We start from the raw sequence: 17,484 nt of genomic DNA on the forward strand, positions 1-17,484 counted from the left end.
GAGCGGCAACAGGTTCTGCTGAGAGGCCGAGCGGCTCCCATCGTTCAGTGGTCGTTCACTTTTGAGCGTCGAAGGATGTCCAACAGGGAGTCCATGGCGATGGCCATTGCCCATGAAGATGCGGACAGTCAACGCGAGACGATGCGCTCATGAAGCGGTTTCACAAGCCCAACGACGAGAAGCGCCCCGTTGTCATTGGGCCGCCAATTCAATATGAGGAATGGCTATCCTGAGCGTCGACCGGTTACTTGCTGCGCGGGGTTTCCGCTGCGCCTGCGCCCGGCTTCACGCTACCGTCGGGCTGCGGAACTTCCACAGGCTTGACTTCGACCGGGGCGGTGCCATTTTCTTTCAAACCGAGCTTATCGGCGGTCTTGGGCGACACGTCGACGATTCGATTCTTGACATAGGGGCCGCGATCCCTGATTTCGACAACCGCGCTGGCGCCGTTTTCCAGATTCGTTACCTGGGCCTTGGTGCCAAGCGGCAGAGTCTTGCTCGCGGCGACATTGGATTGCGGATTCATGCGCGTACCGTCGGCCATCTTTTTTGAGTAAAACTTCTGGCCGTAGTATGAGGCCTTGCCCTTGCGTGTTTTACCGGAGCGGTCAAGGCCGGCGCGGGGAGTTGCCTTCGCGCTCGCCTGCGTGGCATCGGTGGATGCCGGCTTTTGCGCCCGAAGCGCCGTGCTCAGGCAGCACGACAGGACCAGAACCAGAAGCGCTCGAAGCTTGCTTCTTCGACCGTGCCGCGAACGGGTGTGGTCGACGTGGTCGCCAGCCTCGTACACCACCCATCCCGGCGCCGGGTCAACCGACACCGGTTGTGTTTTCAGACGCACCCATTCCGCTTCGGGGAGGGGGCACAGTAGCCGATTCTCCGTGGTATGAAAATCATTTTTCATTTACCACTCCTCTTCAGCCTGTCAAAAGCAGTGGGCACTTGACTCAGTGAGAGTAACACCTGAATTACGCGTGTATGCGGGGTATTACAAAGCCTCTCACGCGAGGCTGGGGATGTCTGTACGGTATCGGTAAGACGTCCGTCAGTTCAATGCACGCGCCGCTGCGCCAGCGAAATTCTGGCGCGGCGCCACGGCGTGATCCGCGCCACGCCGTCGCAGTCGATTTTCAACGATCCATACAGCATTGTTGAGTGGCTGACAGTGGCCGAAATTCGTCTTTCCCTGGTCAAGTTGCATGGAGCAAAGCTCGAGCCAGCTCCCGAATAAAGTACACCTCGTCAGGAGGACCAGGGCGCATTTTGCAAAACGATTCGGTAGCCATCGAGATCTTCGAATGTTCGACCCGATACGTCCCAATAGGGATTGGACGACGTCACGCGAACGAATCCGTTCTCGATAAGGCGCTCGCACGTTGACTGCCAGGCTTCTCGATCCGGGACGTAAAACACCAGCAAATCCTCGGGCGTCGGAGTTGGCGATAACGGATATTTGCGACACTGGGTGAACTCGAAGTGATAGTCCATTCCGGAACGTCCGAGCATTACCCCGTCAAAGCCCTGGTGATCTTGAAATCGTGCCAGCACGACCAGGTTTAGGGCTGCGCAATACATGCTCTCTAACCGGGGAAGATCGCTGACGGGTCGGGCGATTCTGAGTTGTGCTTGCATCGGATGGTGTTATTGCGATCGGTGGTTAAGGGTGTCCGAACATCTGACCTGCGAGAATACGTCAACCGAAAATGGCCGACAAATCTCGTCGCCTTGACATAAGCGTGGAGCGTCCCAAGCTCACCGCGATCCCGCTGCATTAGTTCAGCTTTTCGACATCGCTCGGTTTCCAGGTTTTCTCAAAGAAGGCTTTAGTCGGTCCATAGAGCCTCAAAATGACAAAGTAGCCTTTTCCCGGCAACGTTCCAAGCCAGTTCTTGCCGGTGCCTGGTGACTCGGGCCCGAAATAGATGTCCGTTGAACCGTCTGCGTTCTGGACGGGCTTGTCCATCGTGTTGATCGAAGGGAAGGGCTGACCATTGTCCAGTCCAGACGCAGTCGTCGAGTCGTAAACCGTAACGGACCAAAACAGCGCGGCAGGGACGTCTTTGGGTAACCGCAGACGATAGCTGTTCTGGCCGCGTAGGAAGTCGCCGTTTGCGTCGACGAATGTGGCCGGATATTTTGCGCCGACATTCTCCATGTTCACAGCCATGCCCGGGCTGGCCGAGTAAGCGTTCGTAAAAAATCCAGTACGCGGGTCGATATAGTTGAACGTGTCCCCCGTGAACGTCGCATTGCCGGGGAAAACATTGAGCCAGCGTCGGTCTTCGTACCACGTGCCGTTAGACACGATTGTCTGCGGCTCATAAGAGCCCGCGAGGCCGATTTTGCTGGCCGTTTTCGCTGCGTCGTCGAGTAGCTCACGGTTGTGCGTGTCAGTCTTGAACGGTTGCCCTTTGACAATGCCGATCGCCGCGAGCATTCCACGCATCTCCATGTCCTGCGGGTCAACATATTCGTGATCGAGAAAGCGAGAAAGCATGTCGAAGGCCGTCACATCCTTTGGATAAAGCATGTTTACCGGCACGCCCGATGCATCCGGAAATTGCATCGGCTTGGCCGATGACTCCTTTCCAAGCGGATAGATGCGCGTCTGTTGCATGACTTGCACGGGCGCTTCCAATTGCTTGGGGTCTTTGAAGAAGCCGCGCCAAAACACGAAAACATTGTAGGTACGTGAGCGGTACGCCAGATAGCCGGGCGGGACCTTTCCCTGGTAGTCGGGTGGCACGATGAGATATTTAGCCCCCTTGCCCTTATCGGGCCCAGGCAGCCCGACGTCGCCACACCACTGCCGGCCATCGATCTTGCCGATAGAGCAGATCGGACGCTGAAAGAAGTCGTCGAGAATACCTTGCAGTCCCGGGGGCACTTCAATGACCATCGGGCCATCCTGCTGCAGGTCCAGGTAGCCCATGGCATAGATCACGTCCGAATTTGGCGTGGTTACCAGCGTCTTGGCATTGAGGCGTTGCTTCCAGATTGGCAGCACGTTGTAGCCCGCGCCGAATTTCGCCTCGGACCCTTCCTTCATGGCATACACGTTCAACGCCGGCAGCGCCCAAATATAACTCTGCACCCCGCGCTGGAATAGCAGTTCGTCCCGCAACGTCTTGATGCCGTCCCGGGTTGGATAGCCGCCATCGAATGGTAAGTCGGCGAGGGCCTCATAGTGCGACGTTGACGTTGACATTGATGCCGGCTGGGCCGCCTCCGCACTGCCTGACTGCGGGGGCGAGCTGGAGCACGAGCCTAGCAGACAAGCAACGCAAACTGAAAACGTGAGCTTAAGCACGGGTTGCATTGGAACCGCCTCATTGTCAGGCATGGCCGGCTAAGGGCCACGCAGCGTGTATGGGTTGAGTCCCGTCGATTACCGAGAGGTCGCACCGTGTATCTGCATTCGCTTATCCCCTTGATTGAGTACGAGATGAGACGACGCCGACCTAAACCAATAGTTGATATCCGAACCTTTGTGTGTGTCGAAAGAAAATATTTCTTGAAACGCGGGACTAAATGCGGGACTCACAGGCACCAGTCCTGAAATCCAAAAAAATGGAGGAAGTTAGCTGAGCCGCGTGCATTGCGATACAAAATCTGATATCGGTCGAATTTGCCTCGGGATTACATCCTCATTCTGCGATGGAAGTCGCTTCTGGCAAAGCGGGTGCATGTCGGCGCCCTGCTCAGGCCCCGGCCGGTGAATCCCGGGAAAGGAACGATGCATAACCAAGGACTCCTATGGTCAAGTCAGAGGTTCAGCTACTCCGCCCGCGTTCACTGCTCTTAGGGGGCGCCATGATCCTGGCCGCCCTCTCATGCGCGCCGAACTCGTTCGCCGATACACAGCGTGTGACAGTGCCTGGCCTTAGCCGGGCGATCCCCTCTGGCCCTGTCGCTGGAACGCAGATGCCGGAATCGTATGTTCGTAACCTCGCGAAGATCGCCTACGTTTGGGGATGGCCGCTTGTGAACATGCACAATCGTCACCTTATTTTTTCGAAGGTGCCGGAATCCGGCCTGGGTGACGGCGTGCTGCCGTTAGCGCCGCTGAACAGGCTCACGATGTTGACCGACTACATCAAGCCCGAGGAACGCGCCGTTGCAACCCCTAATCAGGACGTCGTCTACGGGTTCGGACTTTTCTCTCTGGAAAAGGAACCGGCGGTATTTCAGGTGCCCGATTTCGCTGATCGTTTTTGGGTGTATCAACTCGGCGATCAGCGTACTGACACGCTTGGAGGCGTCGGCAAAATGTATGGCACCAAGCCGGGTTTCTACATGGTGGTTGGGCCAAACTGGAAAGGCACTGTGCCAAGGGGAATCAAGGGCGTATTCCGATCGCCCACCAACCTTGCGTACGTGATTCCGCGCGCCTTCCTCGATGATACGGCGCAAGACCGTAAGGCAATCCAACCGCTGGTGAGTCAGATCATGGCGTACCCTCTCAGCGAGTACGACGGCAAGATGAAAACCAAAGACTGGGCAGCCATTCCGACGTTGTCCGATCCAGCCGGCGGCACACAGGGTAGCGGCGCTGAAACCCAGTGGGTCAAACCGGAAGCCTTTTTCGCTGAACTACCTGCGGTGATGAAGGAAGTGCCACCGCAGCCTGGAGAGGAGGCAGTTTATGGCTGGATCTCTTCCCTGCTCGATGCCGCAGCCAAGAATCCGCAAGTGGCCGAGACGCTCAAGCAGGCTGCGGTGGACGCAGACAAGGAAATGATGCCTGAGATGCATCAATACTCTTTCGCGGGCGTCCCGATTGGAAACGGTTGGGTCGCGCCAATCAATGGCGCGGAGTTCGGAACGGATTACTACACTCGTGCGGCCGCTGCCAAGGCCAATATCTTCGTCAATCCCCGCCGTGAAGCCGCCTATTACGGCCTGGAGTATGACGTCAGCAAGAAGCGGCTGAATGGCGCCAACGCCTACCAGATTACTTTCCCGAAGGGCGCGACGCCGCCGGTAAATGGATTTTGGTCGCTAACGCTGTACGACAATGCCCACTTCTTCGCTCCGAATGAGCTCAACCGTTTCTCCGTTGGCACCAAGAACAAGAACCTCGTCTATGGCGATGACGGCTCGTTGACCTTCTATGTGCAGCATGAGCGTCCAAGCGCTGACAAAGTCGCCAACTGGCTGCCGGCGCCAGCGGGCGACTTTGAGCTGTTCATTCGTGCCTATTGGCCTAAGGCAGAGATCATGGCGGGAAAATGGATTCCTCCGTCCGTAAGCCAGATCGGTCAGTAACCGGTGCGCGGTTGCGTCGATGCGCGTCGAACCATGGAGCCGCCATGAAGAGAAGTGCCCTTGCCCGATGTGGTTTTTTCTCTGTCTGTTTCATGCAGGCTTTACTCAAGGAATCGGCGAGGCACCTTCGCCTTGCGTTCGAAAACGCTTCCTGTAATCCCCCGGAGACAGTCCGGTTAGCTTGATGAAGACTTTCCGGAATGACCCTACATCCTCGTAACCGACTTTCCAAGCGACCTGATCGAACGGCTGTTGACTCGTTTCGAGCATCTCACGCGCTTTGCCCACCCGAAGATGCTGGCAATACTCTGTCGGGCGAAGACCGGTCGCCTTCTGAAATCGGCGAAGAAATGTCCTTTCCTCCAAGCCGGCGCGCTGAGCCATCAAAGCAACTGTGGGATGGCGGGCACTGTCCTGCTGTAACCAGTGCTGGACGTCAAGAATCGTTTTATCGCCGTGATTGAGCTTCGGGGAGAACGCACTGTAGTAACGTTGTTCCCGTCCCGGAGGATCGACTAAAAGAAAACGGGCAGTCTCCAACATGGCTGCAGAACCGAGCAGACGGTCGACTATCCTGAGTCCCAGATCGGCCCAGGCCATTACCCCTCCCGCCGTAAGAATGTCACCATCGTCAATCAGGAGTTTGTCGCCATCCACGTGAATTTCGGGGAAGCTCTCGGCAAGGAGTTGCGCCTGTGACCAATGCGTTGTCGCCGAGCGCCTCGCGAGCAGTCCGGTCTGAGCGAGAAGAAACGTCCCGACACAAACGGACGCCAGCACGGCGCCTCTCGCATGACAGTCGTTCAACCATTTCACGATCGGAGCGAAAGTATCGCCGACGGGAAGTCCCCCGAGCGAGGGCGGAATAATCACGAAATCAGGTGCGCTATCTGCCCAGGGTGGAGAAGAGCTGCCCGCGTCAAACTGAATGTGACTTACCTTCAGCATCGGGTGTTCGACACTTTTTGACCGCTGAAATAAGCGCTCGGCAATGTGGAATAAGTCTGTTAGCCCATGAACGGCAGCGAGCTGGCACCCCGGATATATCAGCAGTGCTATTTCCACGGGGGCTATTTTCTTTGCCATTGTCAGTTTTACCTCGTTTTTTGTCAGTCCTGCCAATTCGCAAAACAGTCGCGCAAGCTTACTCTTGAGTCTCAGAGAACGATCGCGTTTCTCGTCAATACCAGGAGAATAGACATGACCCAGCGTGCACTCATCATCGTAGACCTGCAAAACGATTACTTCCCAGGCGGGAAATGGACATTGATGGGCATCGAGGCCGCTGCCGCCAACGCGGCGCGCCTGCTTCAATCAGCGCGTACGGCCGGGCATCTCGTCGTGCACGTTCGCCATGAGTCCCCGAAGAGCGACGCGGCGTTTTTCGTCGCAGGTTCTGAAGGTGCCGCGATCGCTCCGCAGGTAATCAATAAGGAAGGAGAACACGTCGTCTTGAAACATCAAATCAATGCCTTTCGTGACACCGATCTCAAGAACATTCTCGATGCCAACGGCATTGAAGAAGTGGTTATCGCCGGGGCAATGAGCCACATGTGTGTCGACGCCATCACCCGGGCATCTGTCGACTTTGGCTACAAGGCCACGGTCATACATGATGCCGTTGCTACACTTGACATGGAATTCGGCGGCGTCAAAGTTCCTGCTGCACACGTGCATGCGGCCTTCATGGCAGCGCTTGCCTTCGGCTATGCAACGATGCTGTCCACGGACGAATACATCGGCGCTTAGTTCACGTCGAAAATCGGTCTCGTGTCTTGGGCGATGTTCGTTGAATGACTCTGTTCACCAGGCACTTACTCGCCGCGCAGATGCGCGATGAGCAGGTCCGCCACTTCGTCCGGCGCTTCGCGGGGCGGAAAGTGCCCCACGCCGTCCAGCACCACCCGCCGATACCCGCCCGTGAAGTGCCCCTCCATCCCTTCCGATGAAGCCGGTTCGTCGCAGAAATCGGCGCCGCCCTGGATCATCAGCGTGGGTGTCGAAAGCTGGTCGATGGCCGCCAGTTTTTCCCGCAGCACGGCATACGCCGGATCGGATGCTTCGCCCTCACGCCAGCGCCGCCGATACCCGTTGAGCGTGATGGGCACCCAGTCGGGGTTATCGAAAGCGGCGGCGGTCCGAGCGAATTCTGCGTCGTCGAACCAGCCGGGCGGCGACCACGTATCCCATTGCAAGCGGGCGAAACCTGTGGGATCGGCGGCGACCGCTGCGGGAGCGGCATCGAGCGCCATGAACCATTGATACCAAAACTTCCGCGCCTGCGAGAAGTGGGGCAATTCGAACGCGCCATTCGGCTGGAACTGCAGTGCGAGCCCGGCGATACGTCCAATGCGCCCGGGAAACAGCGCCGCCAGCGTATAGGCCGCGCGTGCGCCCCAGTCGTGGCCGATGACATCGAAACGATTTATTCCCAGGACATCGGCCAGATCGATCGCGTCTTGCGCGAGGGCCACGCCGGAACCGTCGCGCACCGTTTCCGCCGACAGAAAGCGCGTGTTGCCGGCGCCGCGCAAGTCCGGAACGATCGTGTGAAAACCCGCTGCGGCGAGACGTGCCGCTACGGGCGTCCAGGCTCGCGCGGCATCAGGCCAGCCATGCACCAGCATGACCGGCGGCCCGTCAGCCGGTCCGGACGCGGTGTACGCAATTTCAAGTTTAGCCGTGCGTGCCAGCAGCTTCCGATCGTCCATGCGTGGTCTCCATGAGATTGGCCCGTTACGTTCGACACGTAAATGCTGCCACGTATTCCTGAGCTTCGCACGCTGGTGCGTGACGCGCGTCGGCGTGTTTGCGCAGCGCACCGTTTCGTGAAAAAGCAACTAACAATCTGCCCCGCCACGCCCACGCGAATTTGCCATCTGCCGTCGCCCGATCGAGGCGCCTTTGAAATTCATCAAAACAGGTTCCGCAGAGAAGGGGGTTTTCAGCCTCCGATATGAACCGTATGAGACGCGCCCTGCATCGCGTAAAATTTCCCCTTCGATACAAACACAAGACGAGATGCGTCGCGTATGTCGCTCACGTCACTTAACCATGCAAACGCCCGAGATCAAACCTGGCCCGAAAGAGAGCGAAGGCGTTGCCGTCATCGACCGTGCTTGCGCGATCCTGTTCGCATTCAGGCCGGACGATGAGTCGCTGACACTCGCTGAGTTGGCGGCGCGTACCGGGCTCTACAAAAGCACATTGCTTCGTCTCGCGGGCGCGCTGATCCAGCACCGCTTGCTACTGCGTCTCGACGACGGCCGCTATCAGCTCGGCGCTGCCACCTTCATGCTCGGCGCGTTGTATCAACGCAGTTTGAATCTCGGCGATATCCTCGTTCCGTTGATGCGCGAACTTGCTGAAATCAGCGGTGAAAGCGTGTCGTTCTATGTGCGTGACGAAGCGGTGCGCGTGTGTTTGCATCGCGTGGATTCGACGCATGCCGTGCGTTACCACGTTCGCGAGGGCGATGTCCTGCCGCTGGAAAGCGGTTCGGGCGGGTTGGCGTTGCTTGCGTTCGGCGGCGCGGAAGGCGAAGTGTTCCAGCGCATTCGCGACGACTTCTACTGTGTTTCCATGGGCGAGCGCGACCGCGAGACAGCCGGTGTTTCGATGCCCGTCTTTGGCGTGCGCCAGACCGTGCGTGGCGTGTTGACGCTCGCGGGTCCGAGCTCACGAATCGATCAGGCGTTCGTGGCGCGCAACATTGGCGCGTTGTTCGATTGCGCCGCCCGTGCGACCGATGCGCTCGGCGGCGACGCGCGCGCGTTGCGCAATGCGCAACGGCACGCAGCCAACGTTCAAGTCAAATGACGCTCGGGCTTGCCGGTGTATGTGTAGGCCATCTGACGCGGCATCGGACCTTTATTGCGCTCGTTGCGCCCGCGCTGTTCCCACGCATGCGACAGGATCCCGACCGCACGCGATAGGCAGAACACCCCGCGCGCCAACTCCGGCGCGAAGCCGAGTTCCGCGTAGATGACGGCCGTCGCGCCGTCGATGTTCATCGGCACGGGCTTGTTTTTCCGCTGCTTCAACAACGCTTCAATACCGCGTGCAACCGCCGCATATCGTCCGCTGATTGCGCCTTGCTCGACGCTGGCATCGACTAAAGCCAGCAGCTTGACCGCACGTGGATCGACGGGATGAAAGCGATGCCCGAAGCCCGGCAAATACTTGCCCTTCGTTTCGATGAACGCATCCACGCCTTGCGCGATGGCATCGCCTGAAGCCACGCCCGCGTCTCCGAGCGCGACGATCGAATCGTATAGCTCGACCGCTTGCTGGCCCGCGCCGCCGTGGACATCGTCGAGCGCATTGATGGCCGACGCCATCGCGCCATTCAACGGCAAACCGCAACTCGTCGCCATGCGTGAGATCGCGATGGACGGCGCGTGCGGGCCATGATCCACCGACGCCACGAGCGCCGCTTCAAACAAGCTCGCCTGCGCTTTATCCGGTAACTCGCCGCGCAGCATCAGCCAGATCATCTGCGGGAAACTGACTGCGCCGATCAGCTCCTGAATCGGAAAGCCGCGCACGTTGATCGATCCCGGATGGATATCGATGATCGACGTGCTCCAGTAATCCGCGGCGAGCGTGGCGGCGTCAAAAGCTTGCGTCATGGTCAGATCACTCCTTCGGCGCGCAGTTCGTCGATCTGTGTGTCGTCGAAACCGAGCGTGGCAAGATGCTCGCGCGTGTTGGCGGACAGCGCGGGCGCGGGGGTGGAGGGTGCGGTGTCCGCATCGGAAAAACGGAAACCCGCTCGGGTGACGCGCTGCCGGGTCGTGGCGTCGTCGCTGTTGAATTCGCGCACGAATTCACGCGATACCAGATGCGGATGCGCGAGGATTTCCGGCACCGACATCACGCGTCCAGCCGGCACGCCGGCCTCGGTAAACTTCGCATCCCAATTCATCGCGCTGTCTGTCGCCAACGCTGCTTCAATTTCCACCTTCAGCGCCGCGCGATTCACCTTGCGCGTGTTGCGCTCGGAAAAGCGCGGGTCATCGGGGAGATCCGGGCGGCCGATCAGCGTGCACAAACTCACGAACTGCTTCGTTTCGTTTGCCGCGATGTTCAGCAAACCATCGCCCGTTTTGAACGTGCCCGAGGGAGCCGCCGTGAAGTTTTCGTTGCCCATCGGCGCGGGGGTGACGCCGGCGTTCAGGTAATTCGACACGACCCAGCCCATGGTCGAGAGCGTGGCTTCGAGCATCGATACATCGAGCATCCGGCCGCGTCCATTCGCGCGGGCATCGACCAACGCCGCGCAAATGCCGAATGCCGCAGTCAGGCCGCCGACCGTATCCGAGACCGGATAACCCACGCGTAGAGGCGCGCTGTCGGCATCGCCCGTTACGCTCATTACGCCGGAAATTCCCTGGATGATCTGATCGTAAGCCGGCCGCTTGGAAAATTCGCCATCCTTACCAAAACCGGAGATCGCGCAATAAACGAGCTTTGGATTGATCTCGCTCAAGGCCTCGTAGCCCAGGTCCAGCCGCGTCATCACGCCGGGCCGGAAGTTCTCCACGAGGACATCCGCCGTCTTGACGAGCGAGCGCAGGATCTCCTTGCCGCGCGCATCTTTCAGGTTCAGCGTGATCGACTGCTTGCCCGCATTGACAGCCACGAACGACGCACCCATGTCGCGCGCGGACGCGTCTTTATCGGCGCCGAGACGCCTTGCCAGATCGCCGCCTTCCGGGTGCTCGACCTTGATTACTTCGGCACCGAGCAACGCGAGTTGATACGCGCAGAACGGCCCGGCCAGCACATTCGATAGATCCAGCACCCGCACGCCGGTTAACGGAAGCGTCATGTCAAAACCTCATGTTCAAAGCTAAAAAGCCGATGCAAGACGTCATTGCGAAATTTCATCGAGATTGCGATTGTTGGTACGCGGCCCGAAGATGCCGATTGCGCCCATCACCATCACCATCGACACGCTGATCAAGGCGAACACGCCGGTCACTTCGAAGTGGCGCAGCGCGAACGCGATCATGAAGCCGGAAAACATGGCTGAAAGACGCGAGATGGAATACACCAAACCCACGGCGCGGGCACGCAGGCGCGTGGGGAAAAGCTCGGTTTGATACGCGTGATACCCGACGGAAAGCAAGGTGCCGCAGAGCGTGATCAGCACGCCGAGGATCATCAGCATGACCGGCGATGTCTGGGTGGCGAACAAGCTACCGAACACCACGATCCCGAACGCGGACAACACGATCAGCGTTTTCCGTTCAATCCGGTCCGCAATCGCCATCCCGATCAGCGGTCCAAACGGATTCGAGATCGCGATGACAAACGAATACAGCAGGCTGTGCGTGATCGTGACGCCTTTGGAGACGAGCAGCGTCGGCACCCAGGACGCAAAGCCGTAGAACCCGATTGCCTGGAAGAAATTGAAGACAAGCATGGTGATCGCGCGTTTGCGATACGGCGGCTGCCAGATTTCGCTGAACGCGGCCTTCGTCGTGGCTGGTTCGACCGTTGCAACGGGCGTCGGCAACGCGCGTCCGTATTGCGCCGCGACCTTTGCCTCGATTGCCTGCAAAACCTTCTCCGCTTCCGCCGTGCGGCCTTGTTGCGCGAGCCAACGGGGACTTTCAGGTACGCGCCGGCGGATCGCCCAGACCACGATCGCACCCAGTGCGCCGATGATCACGACCCACCGCCATCCGTCCAGGCCGAACGGCTTTTGCGGCACCAGCCACCACGCCAGAAACGCGACCGAGGGCACCGCTGAATATTGAACGAGGTGCACGAACGCGAATGCGCGGCCGCGCAGATGTTTGGGGACGAGCTCGCTGACGTAGGTATCGATGGTGACAAGCTCCACGCCTACGCCAATGCCTGCAATCAGCCGCCACAGGTTGATTTCGGGCGCGGTGGTCTGCAGCGCCATGATCAGCGTTGCTGCCGAATACCAGAGCAGCGAGACGGTGAAGACCGTGCGGCGGCCGTATTTATCGGCGAGGCCTGCGAGGAAGAACGTGCCGATGAACAAGCCCGCAAATGACGCCGCCACGAACGCGGCGAGTCCCGAGACGCCGAAGAAGGACGCTGTCGTCGTGGAATAGAGGCCGCTTTTGACGAGGCCCGGGCCCACGTAGGCGGTGAAAAACAGGTCGTAGAATTCGAACCAGCCGCCGATGGACAGCAGGAACACCAGCATCCAGATGGACCGCGTTGCCGGTAGCCGGTCGATGCGGGCGTTGACGCCGAATGTTGTGGCGCCCGCGCTGGCGCTTGAATTAGGCGACCTGTGTGCCGCGTCGATTGGCAGGCTTGCCATGGAACCCTCCTATGGGCGTCGTGCTTTGTGTTGTTCTGTCTGGTAGAACGTCGTTCTGTTTGTTGATGGCGCGAGGATAGTGCGTGAGGAGGTCGTGGGAAATCAGGGGTTTTACCTAGACAGGGGAGGAATGCCGCGGGCGGGGGCGGGGTGCTGGGTTTTGGGGGTAGTGGTTGGGGTCAGTGGTTGGGTGGTCGGTTCTGGGGTTAGCGGTCGGGGTCTATGCCGGGTTGGTGCTTTCGGCCGTGGTGGTCTGCGAGAGTCGGATTTTCTCTTTATCACTATTAGCCACTGTGCGTGGCGGCACGTCATTTCTTTGTCCAAAGCGACAAAGAAACGAAGCAAAGAAAACGCTTTTAAACCACGCTACCCTAAGTGTCCACAGCGTGCAGTTTTCATTCATGGGTGCCCCAAAAGCACGGTGCTCGCCAGAGCGAAGGATGTGTGAAACCCTCCTTCTCGCGAATCCTGACACGAACACGCTTCGCCCCGTACGCTCTCGGGCAAGCACCATTGCCAAGGAACCCGCACGGCCCTACGGGTATTTACGGCTGCGGTTTTTTGATGGGTTAGCCACCTGGTCTGTGCGACCGTATTCATAGGCCACAGCTTCATGCGTGTTTGTGTTTACTGCTTTCAGTTTTTGTGAATTGGCTGCGCGTTCTGTATAGCTATTTTCGTCGGTTACGGCCTTACGCATTCTGCAGCATCGTTTCTTGGCGGGTTGGCGACGTGGTTCGAGGTGTGTACAAATTCGGTGGTTGGTCGTCCGCGGATAGCGCGGAGTGCTCCTTGGGCAGATTCAGTCACTGGTGGCGAAGCGTGTGGGTATCCGTGTTCGGAGAAAGAGGGGTTCACACATCCGTGGTTCTGGCGAGCACCGTGCTTTTGGGGCACCTATGAATACAAACTGCACGCTGTGGACACTTAGGGTAGCGTGGTTGAAAGCGTTTTCTTTGCTTCGTTTCTTTGTCGCTTTGGACAAAGAAATGACGTGCCGCCACGCACAGTGGCTAACAGTGATAAAGAGAAAATCCGACTCTCGCAGACCGCTAAGGCCGAAAGCACCAACCCGGCATTAACCCCGACCACTAACCCAGAACCGACCACCCCGGCATAAACCCCAACCGCTAACCCCAGAACCCACCACCCCAGCACCGCCCGCCCACGACCATCCCCAAAAACCGACCAATCCCGTCCACCGGCGCGAGCGAAAAACCACTTCTCAATGATCGGGCGCGCCAGCAAGAATCCACGCGATAACGGTACGCAAGTCGGCGTCGCTAATACCAGGGTTCGCCGGCATAGGGACTTCTCCCCAAACGAAAGCCCCACCATTGCGGACCTTAGCGAACAGCTTGTCGGGCGCCGTAGCGTCCCCGTGATACTTCTTCGCGATCTCTCGATACGCCGGCCCGACGACCTGCGAATCCACGGCATGACAGGAGAGACAGTTGTTCTTCTGCACGATCGATAAGGCAGCCGCCGCGTCCGGGGCGGCATGCGCCATCTGTACCGGCAGCACAAACGCCGCGAACAACACGCCCCAAAACCATTTCACCCCTGCACGTCCGGTCATCGGTTTTATCATCGGTCAGCTCGCCACCTTGTCAGTCGCCGTCGCTGCCACGTGGCTGCGAAAATCCATCGATGCATTCGCCCTCAGCCCTTGATATCGAAGACAGGTGACGCGCAGGAACGACGCAAAATTCGTCGTTTCGCCCAGATGCTGCGTGATCTCCTCATGCAACTTCGCGATCAGCTGGTTGGTCGTCATGTCGTTGTCGGCGGCGAGTTCGGACAAGGTCTGCCAGAACAGGTTTTCCAGCCGGATGGTTGTCGTCACGCCGCTGATGCGCACCGAGCGCGCGCGGCATTCATAGAGAATCGGGTCGGTTTGAGCGTAGATCCTGCACATGGACAACTCCTCACAATGAAGAAGGAACCGCCGGGCGGCGGTTCCTGCGGCTCCCGCGTTTACTTTGGCAAGCCTCTAGATGTTACGGCGTTTCATCTGGTCCGCGATGTAATCCGATTGCCGGATCGCCAGTGTCACAATAGTCAGCGTCGGATTTTCGGCCGCGCTCGTGGTGAACTGACTGCCATCCGAGATAAACAGGTTCGGCACATCGAAGGTCTGGCCGTGCTTGTTGCAGACGCCATCACTCGCTTTCGCACTCATCCGGCAGGTGCCCAGATTGTGCGTGGACGGGTAGGGCGGCGTGCGCAGCGTTTTCACTGCCCCGGCTGCCGCGTAGATTGCTTCGCCTTGCTTGAACGCATGATCGCGCATGGCGATGTCATTCGGATGATCGTCGTAATGGACGTTCGCCACCGGCAACCCGACCTGATCCTTCACGTCATGATTCAGCGTGACGCGGTTGGTTTCACGCGGCATGTCCTCGCCGACAATCCACATGCCCGCGGTATTTGCGTAGTTATCCATATAGTACGTAAAGTCCGACCCCCACGCGCCCGGATCGAAGAACGCGGCGGCGAACGGCAGGCCGAGCGAGATGGTTTCCATTTCATAGCCGCCCGCAAAACCGCGCTTCGGATTGAATTCAGCTTCGTCCGTGATAATGCCTGCCATCACCGTGCCACGATAAAAATGCACGGGCTCCTTGAACACGCCGAATACCGAGCCCGTCGTGTGCCGCATGTAATTGCGGCCCACCTGGCCCGAGCTGTTCGCGAGCCCGTTCGGATGCTTCGATGATTCCGAGAGCAACAACAGGCGCGGTGTTTCTATCGAGTTTCCCGCGACGCATACCACCCGTGCGCGCTGACGCTGTTGCTTGCCGTCGGCATCCATGTAGACCACGCTGCTCGCTTTCCCGGCGGCGTTCGTCTCGATACGCATCACATGCGACTCCGGCCGCAATTCGAGCCTGCCCGTGGCTTCGCCTGCGGGAATCTCGGTATAGAGCGTCGACCATTTCGCGCCTGACTTGCAGCCCTGGAAACAGAAGCCGAGTTGCATGCAACGGCCACGCCCAGCGCGCGGCCGGCTGTTGATCGCCATGTGGCCGGTACTGCAGTTCTTGTAGCCGACCTTCGTTGCGCCGTCGTACATGATCTTGAAGTTGTTGTTGCCCGGCAGACCCGGAATGTTGTTCGTGCGCGTGACGCCCATCTTGTCTTCGGCGCGTGCATAGTAGGGTTGGAGATCGGCGAGCGTGATAGGCCAGTCGAGCAGGTTCGCCTGATCGATGGAACCGTAAGTTGTACGCGCCTTGAACTCATGCTCGTGAATCCGCAGCGACGCGCCCGCCCAGTGCGTGGTGGTACCGCCGACCGTCTTGCAGATCCATGCGGGCAGCTCCGGGAAGTCCTTGGCAACGCGCCAGTTACCGGACGTGGTGCGTTTGTCGGTCCAGGCGAGTTGCCCGAAGGACTTCCATTCATCGTTGATGAACGTGGCTGACGACTGGCGCTTGCCGGCCTCCAGCACGACCACTTTCACCCCTTTCTGACATAACTCGTTCGCGAGCGTCCCGCCGCCCGCGCCCGAACCGACGATCACGACAACGGAGTCGTCGTTGTAGTCGAACTTAGCCATGCTTGCCTCCTCGGCAGTATCAGATGTGCGCCGCTATCCCGACTATCAGGCAACCGGCGGACTTGCGTCGGCGGGCGGATTGGGCAGCCAGGTCAGGTCGTTGAAGCCGCGATACACGTAGCCACCCTTGCTGAACGCTTCACCTTCGTAACCGAAATGGGCAAACGCCATCTCGTTGTTGTAGAGCGAGGTGACGCACTGGCCCCGCACGAGCAGGACGAACGGATCGGTCTGATTGGCTTCGACAATGGCGGTTCGCTGCGCGTCCGAGAGGCTTGCGGTGTCGTTCCATTTACCGGACGCGGCATCGTTCAGTTTCGCCACGCCGGTCTTGATGACATCGACAGTCTTCGGGTCGGTGGCTTTTGCGTCCACGTCCTTGACCGCAAGCGCGTAGACCGCGTCCGGCAGCGTCTTGTGCGGATAGAGCGTGCGTGCGAGCACCATGATGGCGTCGGCCTGGTTCTGATCGATATGGCTCAGTTCCACCGCCCAGGCGCGGCTTGGCGCCAGCAGGGCGATCGGGGTGCCGGCCGCGAGCAAACCAGTCAGGACGACGGAACCTTGGAGGAAGTGCCTGCGGCTCACGCGCGCAGACGATACAGCGGGGATCGTGTCGCCAGTCGATCCGGTGAAGGTCTCGGCGACGACTACGGCAATGGGGATTGCCTTGGGCATGATTTGTCTCCTTTTATATTGTGTACCGCGCCAACGTCAGTTCATACGTAGTGCCCCTCCCTGGATAACACTTCGATCTTGTAGCCATCGGGATCGGTGATGAAGAAAAAGCGTGCGGCGATGGCGCCGTTGTGGGTCAGCGACTTCAGGTCGCCTGGTTGTAGGCCTTGGGTTAGCAGGCGGTCGCGGAATGTTTCGATATCGTCGACGGCGAATGCCACGTGTCCGTAGCCTGTGCCATGCGTGTAGGGCTCGGTTGTGCCTTTGTTCAGCGTGAGTTCGATCTCAGCGCCGGTGTCGGGATCGCGGAGGTAAACGAGCGTGAAGGTATCGAAGTCAAGGCGGTGCGACTCGCGCATGCCGAACGCGTTTTGATAGAACGCAATGGAGCGATCCAGCGATTCAACGCGAATCATGAGGTGAAGGAATTTGGTCATGCCGGAACTCGTGTCATAACGTCGCTTCAGTATGCAACGTTGACACAAAAGCGGGTAATAGCGGGTTATTACTGGGGCTTGGTTTCGTCGGGTTAAACACCTAGAGGGGAGGGTTTTCGCTCGCGCCGGTGGACGGGGTTTGAGGGGTTTTGCTGTGGTGGGTGGGGTCGATGCTGGGGTGGTCGGTTCTGGGGTTAGTGGGCGGGGTCAATGCCGGGTTGGTCGGTTCC

General features: G+C 59.0%; 16 protein-coding genes. 3 read left to right on the forward strand and 13 right to left on the reverse strand.

Annotation, left to right across the window (positions count from 1 at the left end):
• Positions 1-244: 244 nt before the first annotated feature.
• The 3 genes from HB376_RS31370 to HB376_RS31380 all read right to left on the reverse strand — a co-directional run bounded on the left by HB376_RS31370 (position 245) and on the right by HB376_RS31380 (position 3,319).
• Positions 245-904, reverse strand: coding sequence for a septal ring lytic transglycosylase RlpA family protein (locus HB376_RS31370; RefSeq protein ID WP_255631656.1), 660 nt, complete (start codon positions 902-904; stop codon positions 245-247).
• Positions 905-1,242: 338 nt separating this feature from the next.
• A complete protein-coding gene (locus HB376_RS31375) occupies positions 1,243-1,632 on the reverse strand; it encodes a VOC family protein (protein ID WP_213767559.1) in 390 nt (129 codons plus the stop codon).
• A 139-nt stretch (positions 1,633-1,771) separates the two neighbouring features.
• On the reverse strand, positions 1,772-3,319 hold the full coding sequence (locus HB376_RS31380) for a DUF1254 domain-containing protein (protein ID WP_255631657.1): 1,548 nt from the start codon (positions 3,317-3,319) through the stop codon (positions 1,772-1,774).
• Between the two features lie 605 nt (positions 3,320-3,924).
• Here HB376_RS31380 and HB376_RS31385 point away from each other — a divergent pair.
• Positions 3,925-5,268: a DUF1254 domain-containing protein gene (locus HB376_RS31385; protein WP_255631658.1), complete on the forward strand. Its 1,344-nt coding sequence runs from the start codon at positions 3,925-3,927 to the stop codon at positions 5,266-5,268.
• 105 nt (positions 5,269-5,373) lie between these two features.
• Here the strand turns inward: HB376_RS31385 and HB376_RS31390 are convergent, their stop codons facing one another.
• A complete protein-coding gene (locus HB376_RS31390; protein WP_213767561.1) occupies positions 5,374-6,354 on the reverse strand; it encodes a GlxA family transcriptional regulator in 981 nt (326 codons plus the stop codon).
• A gap of 114 nt (positions 6,355-6,468) precedes the next feature.
• Here HB376_RS31390 and HB376_RS31395 point away from each other — a divergent pair, with 114 nt between their 5' ends.
• Complete coding sequence (locus tag HB376_RS31395) at positions 6,469-7,017, forward strand: cysteine hydrolase family protein (protein WP_213767562.1); 549 nt, start codon at positions 6,469-6,471, stop codon at positions 7,015-7,017.
• A gap of 65 nt (positions 7,018-7,082) precedes the next feature.
• Here HB376_RS31395 and HB376_RS31400 read toward each other — a convergent pair whose 3' ends face one another.
• On the reverse strand, positions 7,083-7,979 hold the full coding sequence (locus HB376_RS31400) for an alpha/beta hydrolase (protein WP_213767563.1): 897 nt from the start codon (positions 7,977-7,979) through the stop codon (positions 7,083-7,085).
• Positions 7,980-8,322: 343 nt separating this feature from the next.
• Here HB376_RS31400 and HB376_RS31405 point away from each other — a divergent pair, with 343 nt between their 5' ends.
• Entirely contained in the window at positions 8,323-9,087 is a 765-nt protein-coding gene (locus tag HB376_RS31405; protein WP_255631659.1) for an IclR family transcriptional regulator, read from the forward strand.
• Here the strand turns inward: HB376_RS31405 and HB376_RS31410 are convergent.
• The 8 genes from HB376_RS31410 to HB376_RS31445 all read right to left on the reverse strand — a co-directional run bounded on the left by HB376_RS31410 (position 9,075) and on the right by HB376_RS31445 (position 17,254).
• Positions 9,075-9,899: a citryl-CoA lyase gene (locus tag HB376_RS31410; protein WP_213767565.1), complete on the reverse strand. Its 825-nt coding sequence runs from the start codon at positions 9,897-9,899 to the stop codon at positions 9,075-9,077. The two genes, HB376_RS31405 and HB376_RS31410, sit on opposite strands and share 13 nt — an antisense overlap.
• A gap of 2 nt (positions 9,900-9,901) precedes the next feature.
• A complete protein-coding gene (locus tag HB376_RS31415; protein WP_213767566.1) occupies positions 9,902-11,101 on the reverse strand; it encodes a CoA transferase in 1,200 nt (399 codons plus the stop codon).
• Between the two features lie 42 nt (positions 11,102-11,143).
• Positions 11,144-12,577: an MFS transporter gene (locus tag HB376_RS31420; RefSeq protein ID WP_213767567.1), complete on the reverse strand. Its 1,434-nt coding sequence runs from the start codon at positions 12,575-12,577 to the stop codon at positions 11,144-11,146.
• 1,225 nt (positions 12,578-13,802) lie between these two features.
• Entirely contained in the window at positions 13,803-14,087 is a 285-nt protein-coding gene (locus HB376_RS31425) for a c-type cytochrome (protein ID WP_213767576.1), read from the reverse strand.
• Positions 14,088-14,171: 84 nt separating this feature from the next.
• Positions 14,172-14,495 (reverse strand): ribbon-helix-helix domain-containing protein, encoded by a 324-nt coding sequence (locus tag HB376_RS31430; protein ID WP_213767568.1) that lies wholly within the window; start codon positions 14,493-14,495, stop codon positions 14,172-14,174.
• A 75-nt stretch (positions 14,496-14,570) separates the two neighbouring features.
• The gene (locus tag HB376_RS31435; protein ID WP_213767569.1) at positions 14,571-16,139 is read right to left on the reverse strand and encodes a GMC family oxidoreductase; all 1,569 of its coding nucleotides are present in this window, start codon (positions 16,137-16,139) and stop codon (positions 14,571-14,573) included.
• Between the two features lie 45 nt (positions 16,140-16,184).
• Positions 16,185-16,817, reverse strand: coding sequence for a twin-arginine translocation signal domain-containing protein (locus HB376_RS31440; RefSeq protein ID WP_213767570.1), 633 nt, complete (start codon positions 16,815-16,817; stop codon positions 16,185-16,187).
• A 41-nt stretch (positions 16,818-16,858) separates the two neighbouring features.
• Positions 16,859-17,254, reverse strand: coding sequence for a VOC family protein (locus HB376_RS31445; protein ID WP_213767571.1), 396 nt, complete (start codon positions 17,252-17,254; stop codon positions 16,859-16,861).
• Positions 17,255-17,484: the final 230 nt, after the last annotated feature.

This window comes from Caballeronia sp. dw_19 (genome assembly GCF_018449515.1).
Lineage (GTDB): Bacteria > Pseudomonadota > Gammaproteobacteria > Burkholderiales > Burkholderiaceae > Caballeronia.